This window comes from Paenibacillus sp. MMS20-IR301 (genome assembly GCF_032302195.1).
Lineage (GTDB): Bacteria > Bacillota > Bacilli > Paenibacillales > Paenibacillaceae > Paenibacillus_AQ.
The window spans coordinates 6,165,126-6,180,731 of record NZ_CP135275.1 but is presented as its reverse complement, the minus strand read 5'-3'; the positions used below and the strand labels follow the sequence as shown (position 1 = coordinate 6,180,731).

Genomic DNA, 15,606 nt, shown 5'->3' with positions numbered 1-15,606 from the left:
TCCTCGTAATTTCGGGATCATACCCCCGTTCCGCCCGCTTAAGCCGCTGCCGGGCTACCCTTTACCCTCAGGATGACGGGAGACCAGCCTTACCAGATCCAGTGTCAGGACAGACAAGGTAAGCGAGGCCGGATAAGCCAGATACCTTGGCTCCCATTCGGGTCCGAATTTATCCTTATACCGTCTGAGACCGGAGAATCCGTACCAGTGTCCGCCCCGCTCGAACACCAGCCGGGCGATTTTCTCCTCCCGCAGCGCTCCTGAATTTCGGCCGACACTAGACAACGGGGCATGGCCGAGATTGAAGCTGCGGAAGCCGCGCGACTTCGCCCACTCCAGCAGGCAGAGGAACAGATAATCCATAGTCCCGTTGGGAGTTTCCTTGCGGTGGCGCATAAGGTCAATCGAAACCGTCCTGTGCCCGTCATACCCCGGGGCAATAGAAGCAAAGGCCAGCACCTCCCCGCAGGCGGAGCGCAGCACAGCCAGCGGAGCCTGCTGCAGGTAAGGCCCGCTGAACCAGCCGAGCGAATATCCTTTTTCGAGCCGTCCGGCCAGCCATTCCTCAGAGATTAAGCGAAGCTCCTGCAGCAGCTCATCAGCATGGGGCGCTTCGGCAATCTCGAAGAGGTAGCCCTCGCGTTCAAACCGGCTTTTCACACCCCGCAGACTGCCGTTTCTGGCCCCGCTCAGCTTAAAGTTCTCCAGCGGTACCAGCGCCTCCTCGCCAAGCTTGAAGAAGCGGTAGCCCTGCTCATGATATACAGGCAGATAGGCCGGTGTCCCCTGGTAGAAGACTACCGTAAGCCCGTACAAATCAGCAGCCTGCCTGAATTCGCTGATTGCGTCATTGACCCGGTTCAGCGGGCCGAGCGGATCGCCCAGCACCACAAGCTTGTCCCGGACTCTGGCAAAAGCAAAAAGCACTTTGCCCTCCTGTGCCCAGAAGAAGCTTTTGTCACCCAGAAACAGCATATGACTCAAAGCATTTCCCCATTCCTCCGAGAGGAACTTCTCCAGCCGCGCCATATCCTTATCCGCGAAGATTTGATCCGCCTTCCGCTGCGGCCGGAGGGTGATGAACATCGTCAGCAGCAGCCAGGAGAAGATCAGTCCGGAAACAGCCGTAACCGCCACATTGCTGTGCTGGCGCAGCCATTCCGGCTGAATGCCGGCCGGCAGATGCTTCAGGAAGCCATGATGGGAATAGCTGCCCAGCAGATAGTAGCTGAAGGCAATAACCGAGGTGAGAATCAGCCACCAGATAGTGCTTCTTGTGCTGACCGGAACGCTGATCCGGTAGAAGCGGGTCCGCGAGATCCAGAGAATCAGAGCAACTAACAGCAGAAACAGCGCCTCTTCATAATCCAATCCCTTGGTAAAAGCGAACACTGCTCCGCCGAAGAGCAGCAGACTAGTCCAGACATATGCCCTGTAGATCCGCAGGGAGATCCCCCGTGATAACAGGACCAGCATGAAGCCGATTAACACGGACAGATGATGGGATATCCGCATAACCGGCAATGACAACAGCTCCTCCGTAACCTTCAACCGGTAGAGCAGCTCGGGTGTAGCCGCAGACAACAGCAGAATCAGGCCGCTGGCCAGCACCAGCTTGCCTAGCGCCCATACGCCCAAATCACTGAGGAAGGTGTATTGGCCCGGCCAGCCCCAGATTCTCTGCCAGACCGTAAGCGGAGTTTCGATGCTCTCTCCGCTTCGTCCGGCTCCCTTCTTGCCCGGCAGGCCGATTTCCAGCGCAGCCAGCGCCAGCCCGATCAGCCAGGGCACAATATAATAGAATAATCTGTAGATGACGAGCACCGCCATGGCCTGATCGCTTTTGATCCCGAGCTGGGTAAGCCCGAGCAGGGCAATCAGATCGAAGGCACCGATACCTCCGGGAGCCATGCTGAGTATGCCTGCTACTGCGGCGACCACGAAAATACTGAATACCGGAGTAAAGCCGATCCCCCCGAGCAGCTGGCCGGCGATGACCCAGAAGGCCAGTCCGGCAAACGCCCACTCCATAAAAGAAGCCCCCACAGAAGCAGCGACCGTAAGCCAGGGGGTTCTGCCCTGCCCCCGGTTGATCCACTTGGCGAATAGTGAGGAGCGTTGAAGCAGCACAAAAAACGGCAAATAAAGGCCCATGCCCCAAACCGCGAACACCAGCCAGTGATGCTCATGCAGCAGCCCGTCAGCCGGAAGAAGGCCGGTAATGCTGCCCCAGGACAACAGGGATAACCCCGTTATCATAAGCGGCGACAGGAATACGATGGCCGACGCCAGCACTGCCGAAGGCACACCGCTCTTCTTGTATAACAGTGTCCGCAGGCCAGCTCCGGCCAGCCCGGCAAACCCGATCAGATTGTTAAAGGTGTTGGCAATCCAGGCATAGCGGAAGGTGCCCAGGAGTCCGGTCTCCAGGCGGAAATGCCTGCGGATCAAGTAATCATAAGCGCTCATCACCGCAACTGCGAGCAGGGAAATACCCAGCATCTGCATAATCGCCGGTGCGGGAACCGTCTTTAATTCATGAATAATCTGTCCTAAATGAATCTGCTTCAGCTCATGCTGCCCTTCCCAGTAGACAAGGCCGATAATCATCAGCGGGACAAGCGCCCGCACCGCCTTGATCCGGTAGAGCGACAGAAGCAGCCGCACAATTTTAAAACGTTCCAGTCTTTCTTTCATAGAATGCATGACTTCACCTGTCCTTACTGCTGTCATTATCCCCGAATCAGGAATATCCAGCACTCTCCATATGCACCATTATAGCAACACAGGGAGCAGAAGGCCCGTTTAATGGTCACAATGCCAAGCAGAAACGGCAACACTGCCTTCAAGGATTAGAACAAGCCGCTGGACACTGGGCATCCGGCGGCTTCAAGTCAGGCTCATTATAGGTCCAGAACGGGCACGATGCCTTCAAGCCAGTTCAGCTGGCTGTCAAGCATGAACCTGACAGTCCAGTGCTCTGCCGAGGTATACCAGTCATGAAACTGCGTGATGCTGCCGTACAGGCACTCAATGGATTCCGGCGTCTGCAGCCTGATCACCTCGTCCATCAGCTGCATGAAGTTATCCGGCTTAGCCTCTGCCTTCTCCAGCTCCTTGAGCAGCCATTTATAGGAGGGGAACAGCCGCTCATTGTGGGCCAGGATCAGTCTCCCGGCGAACATAACATAGTTTGTGCGGGAATAATCCATCAGCAGCCGGTCGTTTCGTTTAAGCCCTTCGTAAAAATACCATTTCCACGTTTCCAGCTGGGCGTAGAATTTCTGAATATTCTCCTCCTTGTGCTCCGCCGGATAGCGGGAAGCCGCATGGACCAGCTCCTCAAGACCTTCTATCCGGGAATAGGCTACAAAGGCATCTTTGAATGCATACCTCGCAGGCTCCGTCCCATGCTCCGCCACCTTTCTGAGATAGTCTTGCGTTATGCATTTTCCGTCCACATAACCGCCCTCATACGGAGTGGATTCCGTCTCAAAAAAACCGATGTCTCCGGTCTGAAGCGCCTTCCGGTAATCCTCCTCAGAGAGCACAAGCATACAATCAAGATCCGAGGTTTCACTGGCATACCCGTGCGCTATGGAACCGCCGATAATTACTCCAAGCACATCTTCCCTGGCCCGCAACTTGCCGGTTATGGCTTCAATAGCCTTCTGATGATGCTGATACAAGCGTTATCCCCCTTTAAGTTTATAATACTATTAATTAGTTAACAAAATCACAAACCTAACTTCCCAGTATCATAGCATACAGCATGTATATCGAATACCAAATTTTGTGTGTCTGCTGTACAGCAAGGCTCCTTACACAGCAAAAAGCAGGCCTCCGGACGGTATAAGGTCCGGGAGCCTGCTTCCTGCTGTACACGGGTTGCCGGCTGCAAACGGGCACCGCTACCACGGCAATAACGGAGCTGTCCTGCAGCATGCTGTTCATCTGAAACGTCTGAAACTAAACCCGGATATCGAATCTGCCTTCGCTATCCGTTGTTGCGGTTGCAATCTGCTGTGCCGATGCGGCTGCGAGCTTATTGCTGTCAGCGGGCTTCTCCGGCGGTGCACCAGCACCCTGCGCGGAAGAAGCACTGCCTGTACTCTGTGACTTCTGGGCAATCTGCGCTTCGATCTGCTTGATTTGCTGCTCAATTTGCTTGGTTTTGGTCTCTTTGGTCTTCTCGTTGTCCTTGCTTGAGTTCACCTTCTCCAGATCGGCTTCCAGCTTAGCCTTCTGCTTCTCAAGTGCGGCTGTGTCGCTTGCGCTAGAGGACGTATACGAAGCCGAAGTTGAAGATGATACAGATGAAATGTTCATGCTTGTCCCTCCTTTCATTCCTTCAATATAGTCCTTTAAGCCAAAGATAACGTTAAAATGCGCTGAAAGTTTGCTGAATGTCTGCCGCTTAGGGCCTCCGGGTCTTCCGGTTAACCAGCGTCAGGCTGAGCAGAATGATGATTAAGCCGGCAATGGTATTGGCATAGACCGGTTCATGGAGGAAGAGCGCTCCCCACAGCAGTCCGAATACCGGTACCAGAAACGTTACGCTGACGGTCTTCACGGGTCCGACACTGGCAATCAGGCGGAAATACAGCAGATAGGCCACCGATGTACAGATCAGCGACAAGCCGAGTACGGAGTATACGGCTGCTGCAGACGGCATATGCTGCGGGGCGAAAATAACGGCCAGCGGCAGCAGGACTACGCTTGCCCCCAGCTGTTGTCCGGCGGCAAGCGCGAGCGGCGTCAGCCCCTTCCCCACGCGTGAAGCATACAGGCCTCCGAAGGCATACGATAAGGCGGCACCAAGCGAGAAGCCTACGGACAAGAGGACGGTACCCGTTAACGGTACAGGACTCCAGCCGACCAGAACGCCCACGCCCAGCATACCCATGATTAGCCCGGCTGACTTGGCCAGTCCCGGCTTCTCCTGGCGCGTCCCCCAGGCGGCCAATGCCGCAAACATCGGGGTGGTAGTATTAAGGATTGCCGCCAGCGAAGCACTCAGATGCAGCTCAGCCATGCAGATCAGGGTGAAGGGAAGCGCGGCATTAACCGCACCAAGCATAAGGAACTGCTTCCAGTACCTCAGAATCCCCAGCTTACGCCGGGTCAGCAGCGCATAGAGCAGCAGAGCTACTGCGGCCAGCGTAACCCGCAGCTCGGTTGTGAAGACCGGGCCGAGTTCAGGCGAAGCAATGCGCATGAACAGGAAGGAGGCGCCCCAGGCAAAAGCCAACAACAGCAGCGTAGCGAAATCCTTGCGGCTCATGATCTCTCCTCCCTGCGGCAGAGCAGCAGATAAGACAGGATAGACAGGACACCGGCTGAAGCGATAACCAGTGCCATCGGCACTGCAGAACCGCTGCCGCCAAGTCCGACCAGCGGCGCGGCGCAGCTCCCCAGAAGCAGCGGAAGCAGCCCGAGGAGTGCCGAGGCACTGCCTGCGGTTTCCCCCTGATCCTGCATCGCCAGTGAGAAGCTGGTGGTTGATACCAGTCCTACACTGGAGACAACAGCGAACAGGCAGAGCAGAACCACCGGCAGGCCTCCGCCGGCAAGCAGTGTAACCAGCAGGGCGGCTCCGCCAAGCGTACAGAGCAGAAGGCCGCTGACCAGCAGCTTCCGTTCACCGACTCTGCCAGCCAGCCTGCCGGCAATCTGACCGGTAATAATAATGCCGATGCCGTTAACCGCGAAGATCAGGCTGTACATTTGCGGGGTCACCCCGTAAATAATCTGCAGTACGAAGGAAGAACCAGAGATATAAGCGAACATGGCCGCCGTAACGAATCCCTGGGAGAGGGCATATCCCATAAATTTCATATTACGGAGCAGAATAAGGAAGGTGTGCAAGGTGCCTTTAAGACCGCTTTTGACACGCCGCTCCTTCGGCAGGGTCTCCGGCAGACGCAGCAGAATAGTCGCCGCAAAGAGCAGGCCGCAGAAGAAGAGCACGACAAACACACCCTGCCAGGTGGTCACTCTCAGGAGCTGTCCGCCGATCACGGGGGCGAAGATCGGTCCCAGTCCGTTGACAATCATCAGCAGCGAGAAGAACTTCGTCAGCTCCGGACCGCTGTACATATCACGGACAGCAGCCCGGGAGATGACTACACCGACCGAGCCGGCCAGCCCCTGGATGAAACGCAGCAGAATCAGCAGACCGATGGAGGGACTGAACGCGCAGAGCAGCGAGGAAGCTGCATAAATAACCATGCCGATAAACAGCGGCAGACGCCGGCCGTGCATATCACTGAGCGGTCCTGCCACCAGCTGGCCCGAGGCCAGCCCCAGCAGGAAGAAGGTCAGGCTGAGCTGGACCATAGCCGCACTGGTCGAGAAATGTGTGCTCAGCGCGGGCAGTGCCGGCAGGTACATATCAATGGACAGAGGGCCGATTGTAGCAATGGCTCCCAGGATGACTGCAAGCTGCAGCCGCTGTTTCTTGGACGGCCCGTCAGCCGCCAGGCTTGTAAGATGGTTTTGCTTAATCATGATTTAACGACGCAACCTTTCACTGGCAACCTCCTTGATTATTAAGCAGGCCCGATTTTTGTATTTCCCCATACTACCTGATCGCAGCCGGATTGTTCAATGCTTTTATGCATTAACGGGAAATAGATACGGGCAATTCTATGCGCAAACACATCAATTCCTATTTATTTCAATAAAAAACCGCCTGCAGGGGCTTACAGTTGACAATGAAGTCACTGGTCAGCAGCCCCGCAGACGGTTGTCCGGGTACTCATTTATTTGCTTTGATCCGCCGCTATGAGTTTAGCCAGCCAATCTCTGGCCGCCTCAGCTTCAGCGGCGCTCAGGCGGTGTCCCTGATTGCCCCAGTGTGCGGTAACCTCTGCCCCTGCACCGCTCAGGAGTGCCTCCAGCTCCCTGGTCTCTTCAGAGCGGATAATCGGATCGTTAGTCCCGGCACCGATAAAGATGGGAACACCTTGCAGCGGCGGCAGTTCAAGCCCGCGCAGCGGGACCATCGGGTGCAGCAGCACCGCTGCCCGGAAGATGTTCCCGTAATGGAAGAGCAGGCTGCCGGCGATATTCGCCCCGTTCGAGTAGCCGACAGCAACAAGATTGTCAGCATCGAATCCGTATTTCAGCGCAGCCTCCTCCAGAAATCCCTTCACTTCACGGGTGCGGAAGATCAGATCCTCCTCATCGAATATCCCTTCAGCCAGCCGCCGGAAGAAGCGCGGCATTCCATTCTCCAGCACATTGCCGCGGATGCCGAGCACCGGGGCGCCCGGGGCCAGCAGCCCGGCCAGCGGCAGCAGATCCTGCTCGCTGCCGCCGGTACCGTGGAATAATACAAGTGTCGGCAGACTTGCATCTGTACCTTGCTTATAGATATGGATCATACCTGCTTCACCCCGATTTCGCGGATTTCAAACGGGCTTAAGTTCTCCTCGATCGTGCTGCGGTGCGGCTCAAACCATGCCGGAAGCATCAGCTTCTGTCCCAGCGCATCCGGAGCTTCGTCACGGGCGAAGCCCGGAGGATCAGTAGCAATCTCGAACAGGATTCCCCCCTCTTCACGGAAGTAGATGGCGTTGAAGTACTGGCGGTCCTGTACCGGAGTCGGCTGATAGCCGTGACTCTGTACGCGGCGGCCCCATTCCAGCTGATCGGCATCATCTGCCGCCCGCCAGGCGATATGGTGGACAGTTCCTGTGCCGCCTGCCCCCTGCGGTACCGGAGCCGACTTCAGATCGATGATATTCCCGATATCACCAGCTGCTCTATACCGGATGTAGCCGTCGCCTTCGGCAATCTGCTCCATGCCCATTGTCCGGGAGAGCGTATCTGCCGTCTTATCCGGTGCCGTGCTGTAGAGTACGGCGCCGCCGAAGCCTTTGATTGCATGTTCAACAGGGACTCCGCCGAAGGACCAGGTGCTAAGCGCCCCTTCCTCACGCTCTGCCAGTTCAATCCGCAGCCCGTCGAAATCCGCGAAGGAGAGATAGGACTCGCCGATCCGGGTAACCTTGGTAACGGGAATCTGATAGGCAGCCAGCCTCTGCTCCCAGAACCCAAGGGAGCCGGCAGGTACCGCATAAGTAGTTACGCCCACCTGCCCGCCGCCGATTCTGCCCTTGCGTCCGGTAGACCACGGGAAGAAGGTGATGATTGTGCCCGGCGCACCCTGCTCATTGCCGAAGTAGAGGTGATAGACCTCGGGAGCGTCGAAGTTGATCGTTTTTTTAACGAGCCGCAGCCCGAGAATTCCGGCATAAAAGTCAGCGTTACGCTGTGCATCCCCTACAAAAGCGGTAATATGATGAATTCCTGCAGTTTGCATAGTCATGAGTAAGCCCTCCTGAATTTGAGTTTATGATATTTCATTAGTTTCGATTAATTAAAGAAGATGGCATCCAGAGAGATCGATCCTGCTCCGGTCAATGCTACCGCTACCGCAACCACCAGCAGTGTCAGCGGAAATTCAATACCGTTAGCTGTAGACCAGAAGCCGTTCGGAGCATGCACTTTGACAATCGCGCCAAGCATAGTTGCAGCAATCAGGACAGCAGCCACCGGTGTCAGCAGGCCGAGTGTGAACAGCAACCCGCCAACCAGCTCCATCAGCCCTGCCAGTACCGCCATGCGCACGCCCGGCTTAATGCCGATGGACTCCATCCAGCCGCCTGTGCCTTTGGGACCGTAGCCGCCGAACCAGCCGAACAGCTTCTGTGCACCATGCCCGATAAACGCTACACCAATTACCAATCTGATCAACAATAAACCTACACTAACCATTTTAAACACTCCTCATTCTCTCGATTTTAATTATCTTAACGTTAAGATATTGACTAAAAATTTTTGATTCTCTCTATTTGCTTCTGCTGAACTCTAAGTCATGCGTTCTTGCCCAGGTAACTTCGGTAACATTACTGCTGCATATGATCGCCTAGTCTTCCTGCGGATTAATATAACGACCATGCATGCATTAATACTGAATGATGTTAATATGGCTGCATGATGTGCCCGGACGGGCTGCAGTTTACCATATAACGCCGGCTGCCGGCTGAACTTCTAATCAGGCGGCACCTGGGAGCGGCGGCCCTGCGCTTCTATACTCCCTTGCCCAGCTTCTTCAGCAGCAGGGTTGCCTGGGCCTTCTCTTCACTGCTCAGTCCGCCCATCAGGCTGTGTATAGACTGGATATGACGGGGGAAAATATCATCGAACAGCTCCCGCCCCGCTTCCGTAATCTCAGCATAGGTCACGCGCCGGTCGTCGCTGCATGGAACACGCTTCAGCAGTCCGCGCTTCTCCAGCTTGTCGATGTTGTAGGTGATGCTGCCGCTGGTCACAAGAATCTTCTCGCCGATCTGCTGCAGCGGAATCCGCGTTCTATGATACAGGACCTCCAGCACCATGAACTCCGCCGAAGCCAGCCCGTGGCTCTTCATATCCTTCACGGCCAGATCCATCAGGCTCTTATACGCCTTAGACAAAACTACGAACAATTTCAGCGATACTGCCTCATCCTGGTCACTCTGACTGCCTGCTGCCGCGTTAAGGGTCTCCTTGTTGTCGCTCATATGTGCACCTCCTGTCTTTTGTATTTATCTTTAAGTTAATTATCTTTAAGTTAAGATAAATATACAGCATGCTTCAGCCGTTGTCAACTGTTTGCAATAAAGTTGTTTGACCGGGGGGCGCGGGGAGTTCTATTGCACTTTGTACAGCAGATTACGGTTAAAAGCGCCTAAAAACAGAATCTATTGTATTTTGTACACTAGCTTCTTCTGATTTAGGCATTTAAAGCTCATTTACCTGAAATGCATTGTACAAAATACAATAGAATGAATATTTGGAGCGTTTTGCAAGAGATCTACAGTATAAAATACAATTGCACTTTCGCTCCTTTGTTGCGCCTTTGTTATGGACATCCTCTTAGCGCTAATAAATTGGAAGGTTCCAGATCAAGCTATATCATTCGTACTTTTCAAGAGCTCTCCGTTATTAGCTGATATTTTCCCGCTTATTTTTTCATTTGGCACGCGTACAGTAAAGATAAAATGGTATGAAAAGCACCTGACTGAATGTAATGGAGTATTCTTCCCCACCCTACAGTCAGCTCAATAGAAACTGCCAGAACTTGCAGCCGGTTTGACCTCACCGTTAAATCGGCGTATCCTTTTGGGTGCGAATAATAGAAGCAAGTCCAGTTCATATAGAGGAGGCTTCACCCGAATGGAATCAACATCAACAGACAGACCGGAACGGGATGCATCCGCTGGTGAATCCCTGCCCGCAGCGGCACACGCGGAGGTGCTGATTGTGACGGCAGTCGCGGCTGAGCGGGATGCCGTCCTGCGCGGCCTGCGGGGCGACCGCAGGTTCCATGTCATTGCAGCGGGCGCCGGTACCGCTGCGGCTGCGGCGGGCACCGCCGCCGCTCTGGCAGCCGGCTCCTACGGCTGGGCCGTCAGCGCCGGGATCGGCGGCGGCTTCCCGGGCCGCGCCCCTGTAGGCTCGCTGGTTGTCGCCAGCGAGATGCTTGACGCGGCCCTCGGCGCGGAGACGCCGGAGGGCTTCCGCAGCGCTGCCGAGCTCGGCTTCGGCAGCGTGTCCGTGCCGGCGCCCGGCGGCACGGTACAGGCCCTTGCGGCCGCGCTGGCTGCGGCCGGGCTACCGGTAAGCACGGGCACCGTGCTTACCGTGTCCACCGCGACCGGCACCGCCGGTACGGCCGCGGCCCTGGCCGCCCGCCACCCGCAGGCGGCGGCGGAGGCGATGGAAGGCCACGGGGTTGCCGTGGCCGCGCAAAGGCTGGGGATCGCGGCGCTTGAGCTGCGCGCGATCTCGAACCCGGTCGGCCCGCGCGACCGGGCCGCGTGGAAGATCAATGAAGCGCTGGATGCCTTGAGCGCAGCAGCGGCTATTTTAGTGGAGGTGCTATAGATGACAGCTGAGCTTAATATTGCGTTTTCCCCTTGCCCTAACGATACCTTTGTCTTTCATGCCTGGGCGCACGGGCTGGTGCCGGATGCGCCGGCGCTGAATATTACCTATGCCGATATTAACATTACCAATGAACTGGCCGCAGAGGGCCGCGGGCCCGAGGTGCTGAAAATCTCCTACGCCGCCCTCCCCTGGGTACTGGATAACTACAGGCTGCTGCCCTGCGGAGGCGCACTCGGACGGGGCTGCGGCCCGCTGGTGCTGAGCCGTAAAGGAGCAGGTGCCATCAAGCACCCGCGTGAGCTGTCCGGACGGAAAATCGCTGTTCCGAGCGAGCGCTCCACAGCCTACCTGCTGTTCCGCCTGTGGGCAGCGCAGCAGGTATCGGGCGACCCTGCCGAGATTATCGTCATGCCGTTTGATGAGATTATGCCTGCGGTGCAGAGCGGGGCAATCGATGCCGGTCTGGTGATTCACGAGGCACGGTTCACCTACCCTTCCTATAATCTCCAACTGCTCGCCGATCTGGGCAGCTGGTGGGAGAGCGATACCGGTCTGCCGATTCCGCTCGGGGCCATCATTGCCCGCCGGGATCTGGACCATGAAGCCATTACCGGCTGGATCCGCAGCTCGCTGCAGCATGCCTGGGACCATCCGCTCGATACTCAGGAATATGTTCTGAGCCACGCCCAGGAGCTCTCCCCTGAGGTAGCCAAATCGCACATCGATTTGTACGTCAATGAATTCTCCATGAATCTGGGAGATGACGGTTATGGTGCAATCTCTGCTTTGCTGAACCGGGCTGCAGCCGAAGGTCTCGTTCCGGCCATAAATCCGGCACTGCTGCGGTAGCTGCATTACCGGAGTTCTGGACCATTCTGCCGGTAGCCAGGCGGCCCCGCCGCTCCGGAGTCAGATAATTGAATAATCCTGGTAGCCACCAGGCTTTCCAACCCTTACCCTATCTACAATCCGTGAGGAGGCTCATCTTATGATTCCATCAGGCAACAGCAAGGCAAATATTGACCGGTTCCTGGGCTATCAGGACAATTACGACCGCTACAGGCCCGAAGCGCCGCCGCTGGTTACCGGGCTGCTGAGTACCTATCTCGGCCGCCGCCCGGCCCTGGTGGCTGACATCGGCTGCGGTACCGGTCTCTCCACCTTCCTGTGGAAGGACGCTGCGGATCAGGTAACAGGAGTGGAGCCTAATCCCGATATGCTGGGCAAAGCACAAGAGAAGCTTGCCGCTCTGCACGCCGGAAGCAGCGCTTTATCCTTTGTTCAAGGCTATTCCAATGAGCTGCCGTTCCCCTCGGGCACTGTCGATATCGTTACCTGCTCGCAGTCCTTCCACTGGATGGACCCGTCCAGCACCCTGCAGGAAATCTCCCGCTGTCTGCGAACCGGCGGTATCTTTGCCGCCTATGACTGCGACTGGCCCCTGATGCTGCACCCGGCGGTTGAAGCCCGCTATAACGGGCTGATTGCCTCTGCTGATGCCCTGCTTGCTGAGCGGCAGCCGGCCGCAGAGCAGGCCCGCAAGTGGGATAAGGAAGGACACCTCGCCCGGATCAAAGCAAGCGGGCTGTTTACCTACGCCCGGGAGGTTGTTTTTCATAATATGGAGGCCTGCAATGCTGAGCGGTACATCGGCCTGACTCTCAGCCAAGGCGGAATCCAGTCCGTCCTGAAGCTGGATCCCGCTCTGCTCGAGACGGACATCGCCGGTTTCTCGGCAGCGGTCCAGGATTATTTCCAAGGCCGGACCCTGCAGGTGCCGATCAGCTACCGGATGCGGATCGGAGTGAAGTAGATGTGCGAATGTGTGAATGCTAATACGTAAATAAAAAGCACTCTGGCCTTCCTGAAGTATCCGGCCTATACTTAATAACAGCGAGACGAAGAACGTCCCGGTTGCCCTTAAGAGGGCTTCCGGGGCGTTTTCTATTTTACAGGGGGGATTGAGCGAATATGTTATTTGAAGAAGCACATTTGGCGTTCATCAACGGGCACTTGGACAGCAGACCAGAGGGAGAACGCCGCGGCCGGCTGGAGCGGGGGCACCGCCATGCAGAAATTCTGTTCCTGCGTAATGTCTGGTGGCCGCTGCGGGGGCAGCTGGACGGGCTGCATCCGGAATATGAGGTGCTGGACTGGCGGGGAAGATCCTATTTCGCCGACTTCGCCTGGCTGCCCGGATATGTGAAGCTGCTCATCGAAATTAAGGGCTATACCACCCATGTCCGCGACATGGACCGGCTCAAATACTGCAATGAGCTAAACCGCGAGACCTTCTTATACGCCATGGGCTATCATGTCATTTCATTCGCTTACGATGATGTAGAGCAGCGGCCTGAAGTCTGCATGACCCTGCTGCGGATGGTGCTCGGCCGGTATCAGCCTGCAGAAACGCCTGTGTCCCGCTTGCAGCTTATGGAGCAGGAGGTAATCCGGCTGGCTATCCAGCTGGCCCGGCCCATCCGCCCCCAGGATGTTAAAGAGCATTTCACTGTCGATTACCGGACGGCAGTCCGCACGCTGCGCAGTCTGTCAGACAAGGGTTGGCTCCTCCCCCTCCCCACCAGCAATCGGGAGCGAATCAGCCGCTATGAGCTGGGGCGGGGCGTACTGGAGTACTTCAACTAACCTGTGGCCAAAAAGCGCAACAAAGAGGTTACTGCAGCGAACCGGCATGAATGCAACAGACTGCGGGCCTACGGATCATCTAACCATTTTACTGTGTGCCGCTACTGTGCAGTGGTTGGTGGAGTTCCGTGTCGTGCCATTGTGCTGGGCGGTGATGGACGGGACTTCCGTGCCGTGCTTTAGGTACAGTGGAGTGCTGCCACCTCCGGTCAGATTGTGGGGCTGATTACTTAACAGATTAACGCAGCTGGATGCTGCAGCGCCTGGCAGGGCTAACTCTGCTTCATTCTCCGCTCAGGCGTATGCCAAGTAACATTCTTGTGTGAAAAGCACTGGTGAGCCAGCTTTAGCAAACGGCATGTAAGTAGCGAGGCTGCAAGGTACCAGGTGCGGGGCAGATACCTGATAGGTGCGCGGCGAGTGCGGGGTAGTTGCGGTAGGTGCGGTAAGTGACGGGTAAGTGATGGGTAGGTGTTAGAGGGGCGCGGTAAGTGATGGGCCGGTACACACTCACAGGCTTAGACAGCGATTATTTGCGGAAGAATTGTTGCCTGGCTACCCGGTTATATGGCCGGAAAGACCACCCGGCACTGACCGCAGCATCAGTAAGTGGATAAACGTTAGGCCTGTTGATTAGCCAAAAAAAGGTAGCAAAAAGGCCGCTCATTCGGTAAAGTGTTTGTACCCCTACAAACTATCCGAAACGAGGCGACCTCATGAAAAAGTCTACTTCAATTTCACACATTCTGCAATTGGTGATTCCCGAGGAAGACATGCGTCCCATCCTGGAAGAATTACAATATACGGATGTTGCGCGTAAATTTACCGTGTATGATTTGTTTTTATTTTTGGCGGAAGCTGCGTTTCAGCAGTGGGATGGATACCGAGACGGCGCACAGCGAATGTCCCTTCAGGGACAACGTACGGTGAATTATTCTACCCTTTCCAAAAAGGCCAAGGCGGTTCCTTTTTCAGTATTTAAGCGTCTATTGAATCTGATGCTAGGGCTATGTAACCGGAAGACAAAGCGTACCCTCGGTATTCCGAAAGACCTGTTAATCGTGGACTCCACCACTATTTCGGTCGGTCAGGGTCGGTTGCCGTGGGCGCAAATTAAAGGGCGAAAAGCAGGCGTTAAGCTGCATGTCGGGTTACTCGGGGACTCGAACGAATTGCACAAAGTGACGGAGACCCCGGCCATTCAGCATGATCTAAACAGTTGTGCTGCGCTGCTCGACAGCCAATTTATTTTGGTGGGTGACCGTGCTTACGGGAAGCACCAACTGTTTGACCGCTATCAAGAGCAGAAAGAGCGGCAATATTTTGTGATTCGGCTTAAGGATAATACTACGCTCGCCAATCCCATCCCGCGCCTGCGAAATCGCCCATTTGAGGGAGGGATCGAACAGGATTTGACGTGCCAATTGGGAAAGAAAAAGGCGCTCTCCGAGAATCGGTTTCGAGTGGTTATTCTGAAAGATCCCAAGGGAAATCCCGTCATTCTCGCAACAAATCTGCACTGGCACTCCCCAGAAGCCATAGCAGAGATCTATAAGAAACGTTGGCAGATTGAAGTTTTTTTTCGTTGGATTAAGCAGCATTTAAACATTCCCAAGTTGTTTGGAACCACAGAAAATGCAGTCTATGGACAGCTCTATGTGGCTTTATTGGTGTATGTGTTGCTAAAGTTTCTGTTTGAGCAGGGAAATCGTATCGTGCACGCTAGCGCTAGGTTAACGTTCGCGAACTTTGACCGGTTATTTGCGCTGCATAAGTTACCTGTGGAGTGGAGGATTTATTTAGCTCAAGCCGTCCATTTTATTAACACAAACTGGTAAATCAACAGGCCTAGATAAACGTATCTTAATTTCATGCCTCCGGGCGATTTCGAGCAATTAAGTGGAAAAACAGCATCTATTTCTATAGGATTCAGCCTTTTCAGATTAAATATTACAAATTAAGTGCTGTTTTTCCAACTATTTCTCAGGCAGACGCTTTTTGCTCATCAGCAAGTGGATA

Annotated in this window: 14 protein-coding genes; 5 read left to right on the top strand and 9 right to left on the bottom strand. The window is 55.3% G+C overall.

All coding sequences use genetic code 11. From position 1 onward, the window contains the following. Nucleotides 1–54: 54 nt before the first annotated feature. The 9 genes from mprF to LOS79_RS26485 all read right to left on the bottom strand — a co-directional run bounded on the left by mprF (nucleotide 55) and on the right by LOS79_RS26485 (nucleotide 9,572). Nucleotides 55–2,706 carry a bifunctional lysylphosphatidylglycerol flippase/synthetase MprF gene (gene mprF, locus LOS79_RS26525; RefSeq protein WP_315422464.1) on the bottom strand — a complete coding sequence of 884 codons (2,652 nt, stop codon included), beginning with the start codon at nucleotides 2,704–2,706 and terminating at the stop codon, nucleotides 55–57. Between the two features lie 197 nt (nucleotides 2,707–2,903). Then, nucleotides 2,904–3,689 (bottom strand): nucleotidyltransferase domain-containing protein, encoded by a 786-nt coding sequence (locus LOS79_RS26520; protein WP_315413611.1) that lies wholly within the window; start codon nucleotides 3,687–3,689, stop codon nucleotides 2,904–2,906. A 280-nt stretch (nucleotides 3,690–3,969) separates the two neighbouring features. Next, nucleotides 3,970–4,329 (bottom strand): FlxA-like family protein, encoded by a 360-nt coding sequence (locus tag LOS79_RS26515; protein WP_315413609.1) that lies wholly within the window; start codon nucleotides 4,327–4,329, stop codon nucleotides 3,970–3,972. A gap of 88 nt (nucleotides 4,330–4,417) precedes the next feature. Further along, nucleotides 4,418–5,284: a DMT family transporter gene (locus LOS79_RS26510; protein WP_315413608.1), complete on the bottom strand. Its 867-nt coding sequence runs from the start codon at nucleotides 5,282–5,284 to the stop codon at nucleotides 4,418–4,420. Beyond that, the gene (locus LOS79_RS26505; protein ID WP_315413606.1) at nucleotides 5,281–6,510 is read right to left on the bottom strand and encodes a multidrug effflux MFS transporter; all 1,230 of its coding nucleotides are present in this window, start codon (nucleotides 6,508–6,510) and stop codon (nucleotides 5,281–5,283) included. Before LOS79_RS26505 ends, LOS79_RS26510 begins: the two co-directional genes overlap by 4 nt. Nucleotides 6,511–6,764: 254 nt before the next feature. After that, on the bottom strand, nucleotides 6,765–7,388 hold the full coding sequence (locus tag LOS79_RS26500; protein WP_315413604.1) for an alpha/beta hydrolase: 624 nt from the start codon (nucleotides 7,386–7,388) through the stop codon (nucleotides 6,765–6,767). Next, complete coding sequence (locus tag LOS79_RS26495) at nucleotides 7,385–8,335, bottom strand: ring-cleaving dioxygenase (protein WP_315413603.1); 951 nt, start codon at nucleotides 8,333–8,335, stop codon at nucleotides 7,385–7,387. Before LOS79_RS26495 ends, LOS79_RS26500 begins: the two co-directional genes overlap by 4 nt. A gap of 47 nt (nucleotides 8,336–8,382) precedes the next feature. After that, the gene (locus LOS79_RS26490) at nucleotides 8,383–8,784 is read right to left on the bottom strand and encodes a DoxX family protein (RefSeq protein ID WP_315413601.1); all 402 of its coding nucleotides are present in this window, start codon (nucleotides 8,782–8,784) and stop codon (nucleotides 8,383–8,385) included. A gap of 314 nt (nucleotides 8,785–9,098) precedes the next feature. After that, nucleotides 9,099–9,572, bottom strand: a complete 474-nt coding sequence (locus LOS79_RS26485) for a MarR family winged helix-turn-helix transcriptional regulator (protein WP_315413599.1) — start codon at nucleotides 9,570–9,572, stop codon at nucleotides 9,099–9,101. Nucleotides 9,573–10,227: 655 nt separating this feature from the next. Here LOS79_RS26485 and LOS79_RS26480 point away from each other — a divergent pair. The 5 genes from LOS79_RS26480 (at nucleotide 10,228) to LOS79_RS26460 (ending at nucleotide 15,425) form a co-directional block, all read left to right on the top strand. Next, complete coding sequence (locus LOS79_RS26480; RefSeq protein ID WP_315413597.1) at nucleotides 10,228–10,938, top strand: futalosine hydrolase; 711 nt, start codon at nucleotides 10,228–10,230, stop codon at nucleotides 10,936–10,938. Further along, a complete protein-coding gene (locus LOS79_RS26475; protein ID WP_315413595.1) occupies nucleotides 10,939–11,790 on the top strand; it encodes a 1,4-dihydroxy-6-naphtoate synthase in 852 nt (283 codons plus the stop codon). 139 nt (nucleotides 11,791–11,929) lie between these two features. Further along, the gene (locus tag LOS79_RS26470) at nucleotides 11,930–12,754 is read left to right on the top strand and encodes a class I SAM-dependent methyltransferase (protein WP_315413593.1); all 825 of its coding nucleotides are present in this window, start codon (nucleotides 11,930–11,932) and stop codon (nucleotides 12,752–12,754) included. A gap of 158 nt (nucleotides 12,755–12,912) precedes the next feature. After that, on the top strand, nucleotides 12,913–13,587 hold the full coding sequence (locus LOS79_RS26465) for a hypothetical protein (protein WP_315413592.1): 675 nt from the start codon (nucleotides 12,913–12,915) through the stop codon (nucleotides 13,585–13,587). 716 nt (nucleotides 13,588–14,303) lie between these two features. Then, nucleotides 14,304–15,425 (top strand): IS4 family transposase, encoded by a 1,122-nt coding sequence (locus LOS79_RS26460; protein ID WP_315411632.1) that lies wholly within the window; start codon nucleotides 14,304–14,306, stop codon nucleotides 15,423–15,425. Nucleotides 15,426–15,606: the final 181 nt, after the last annotated feature.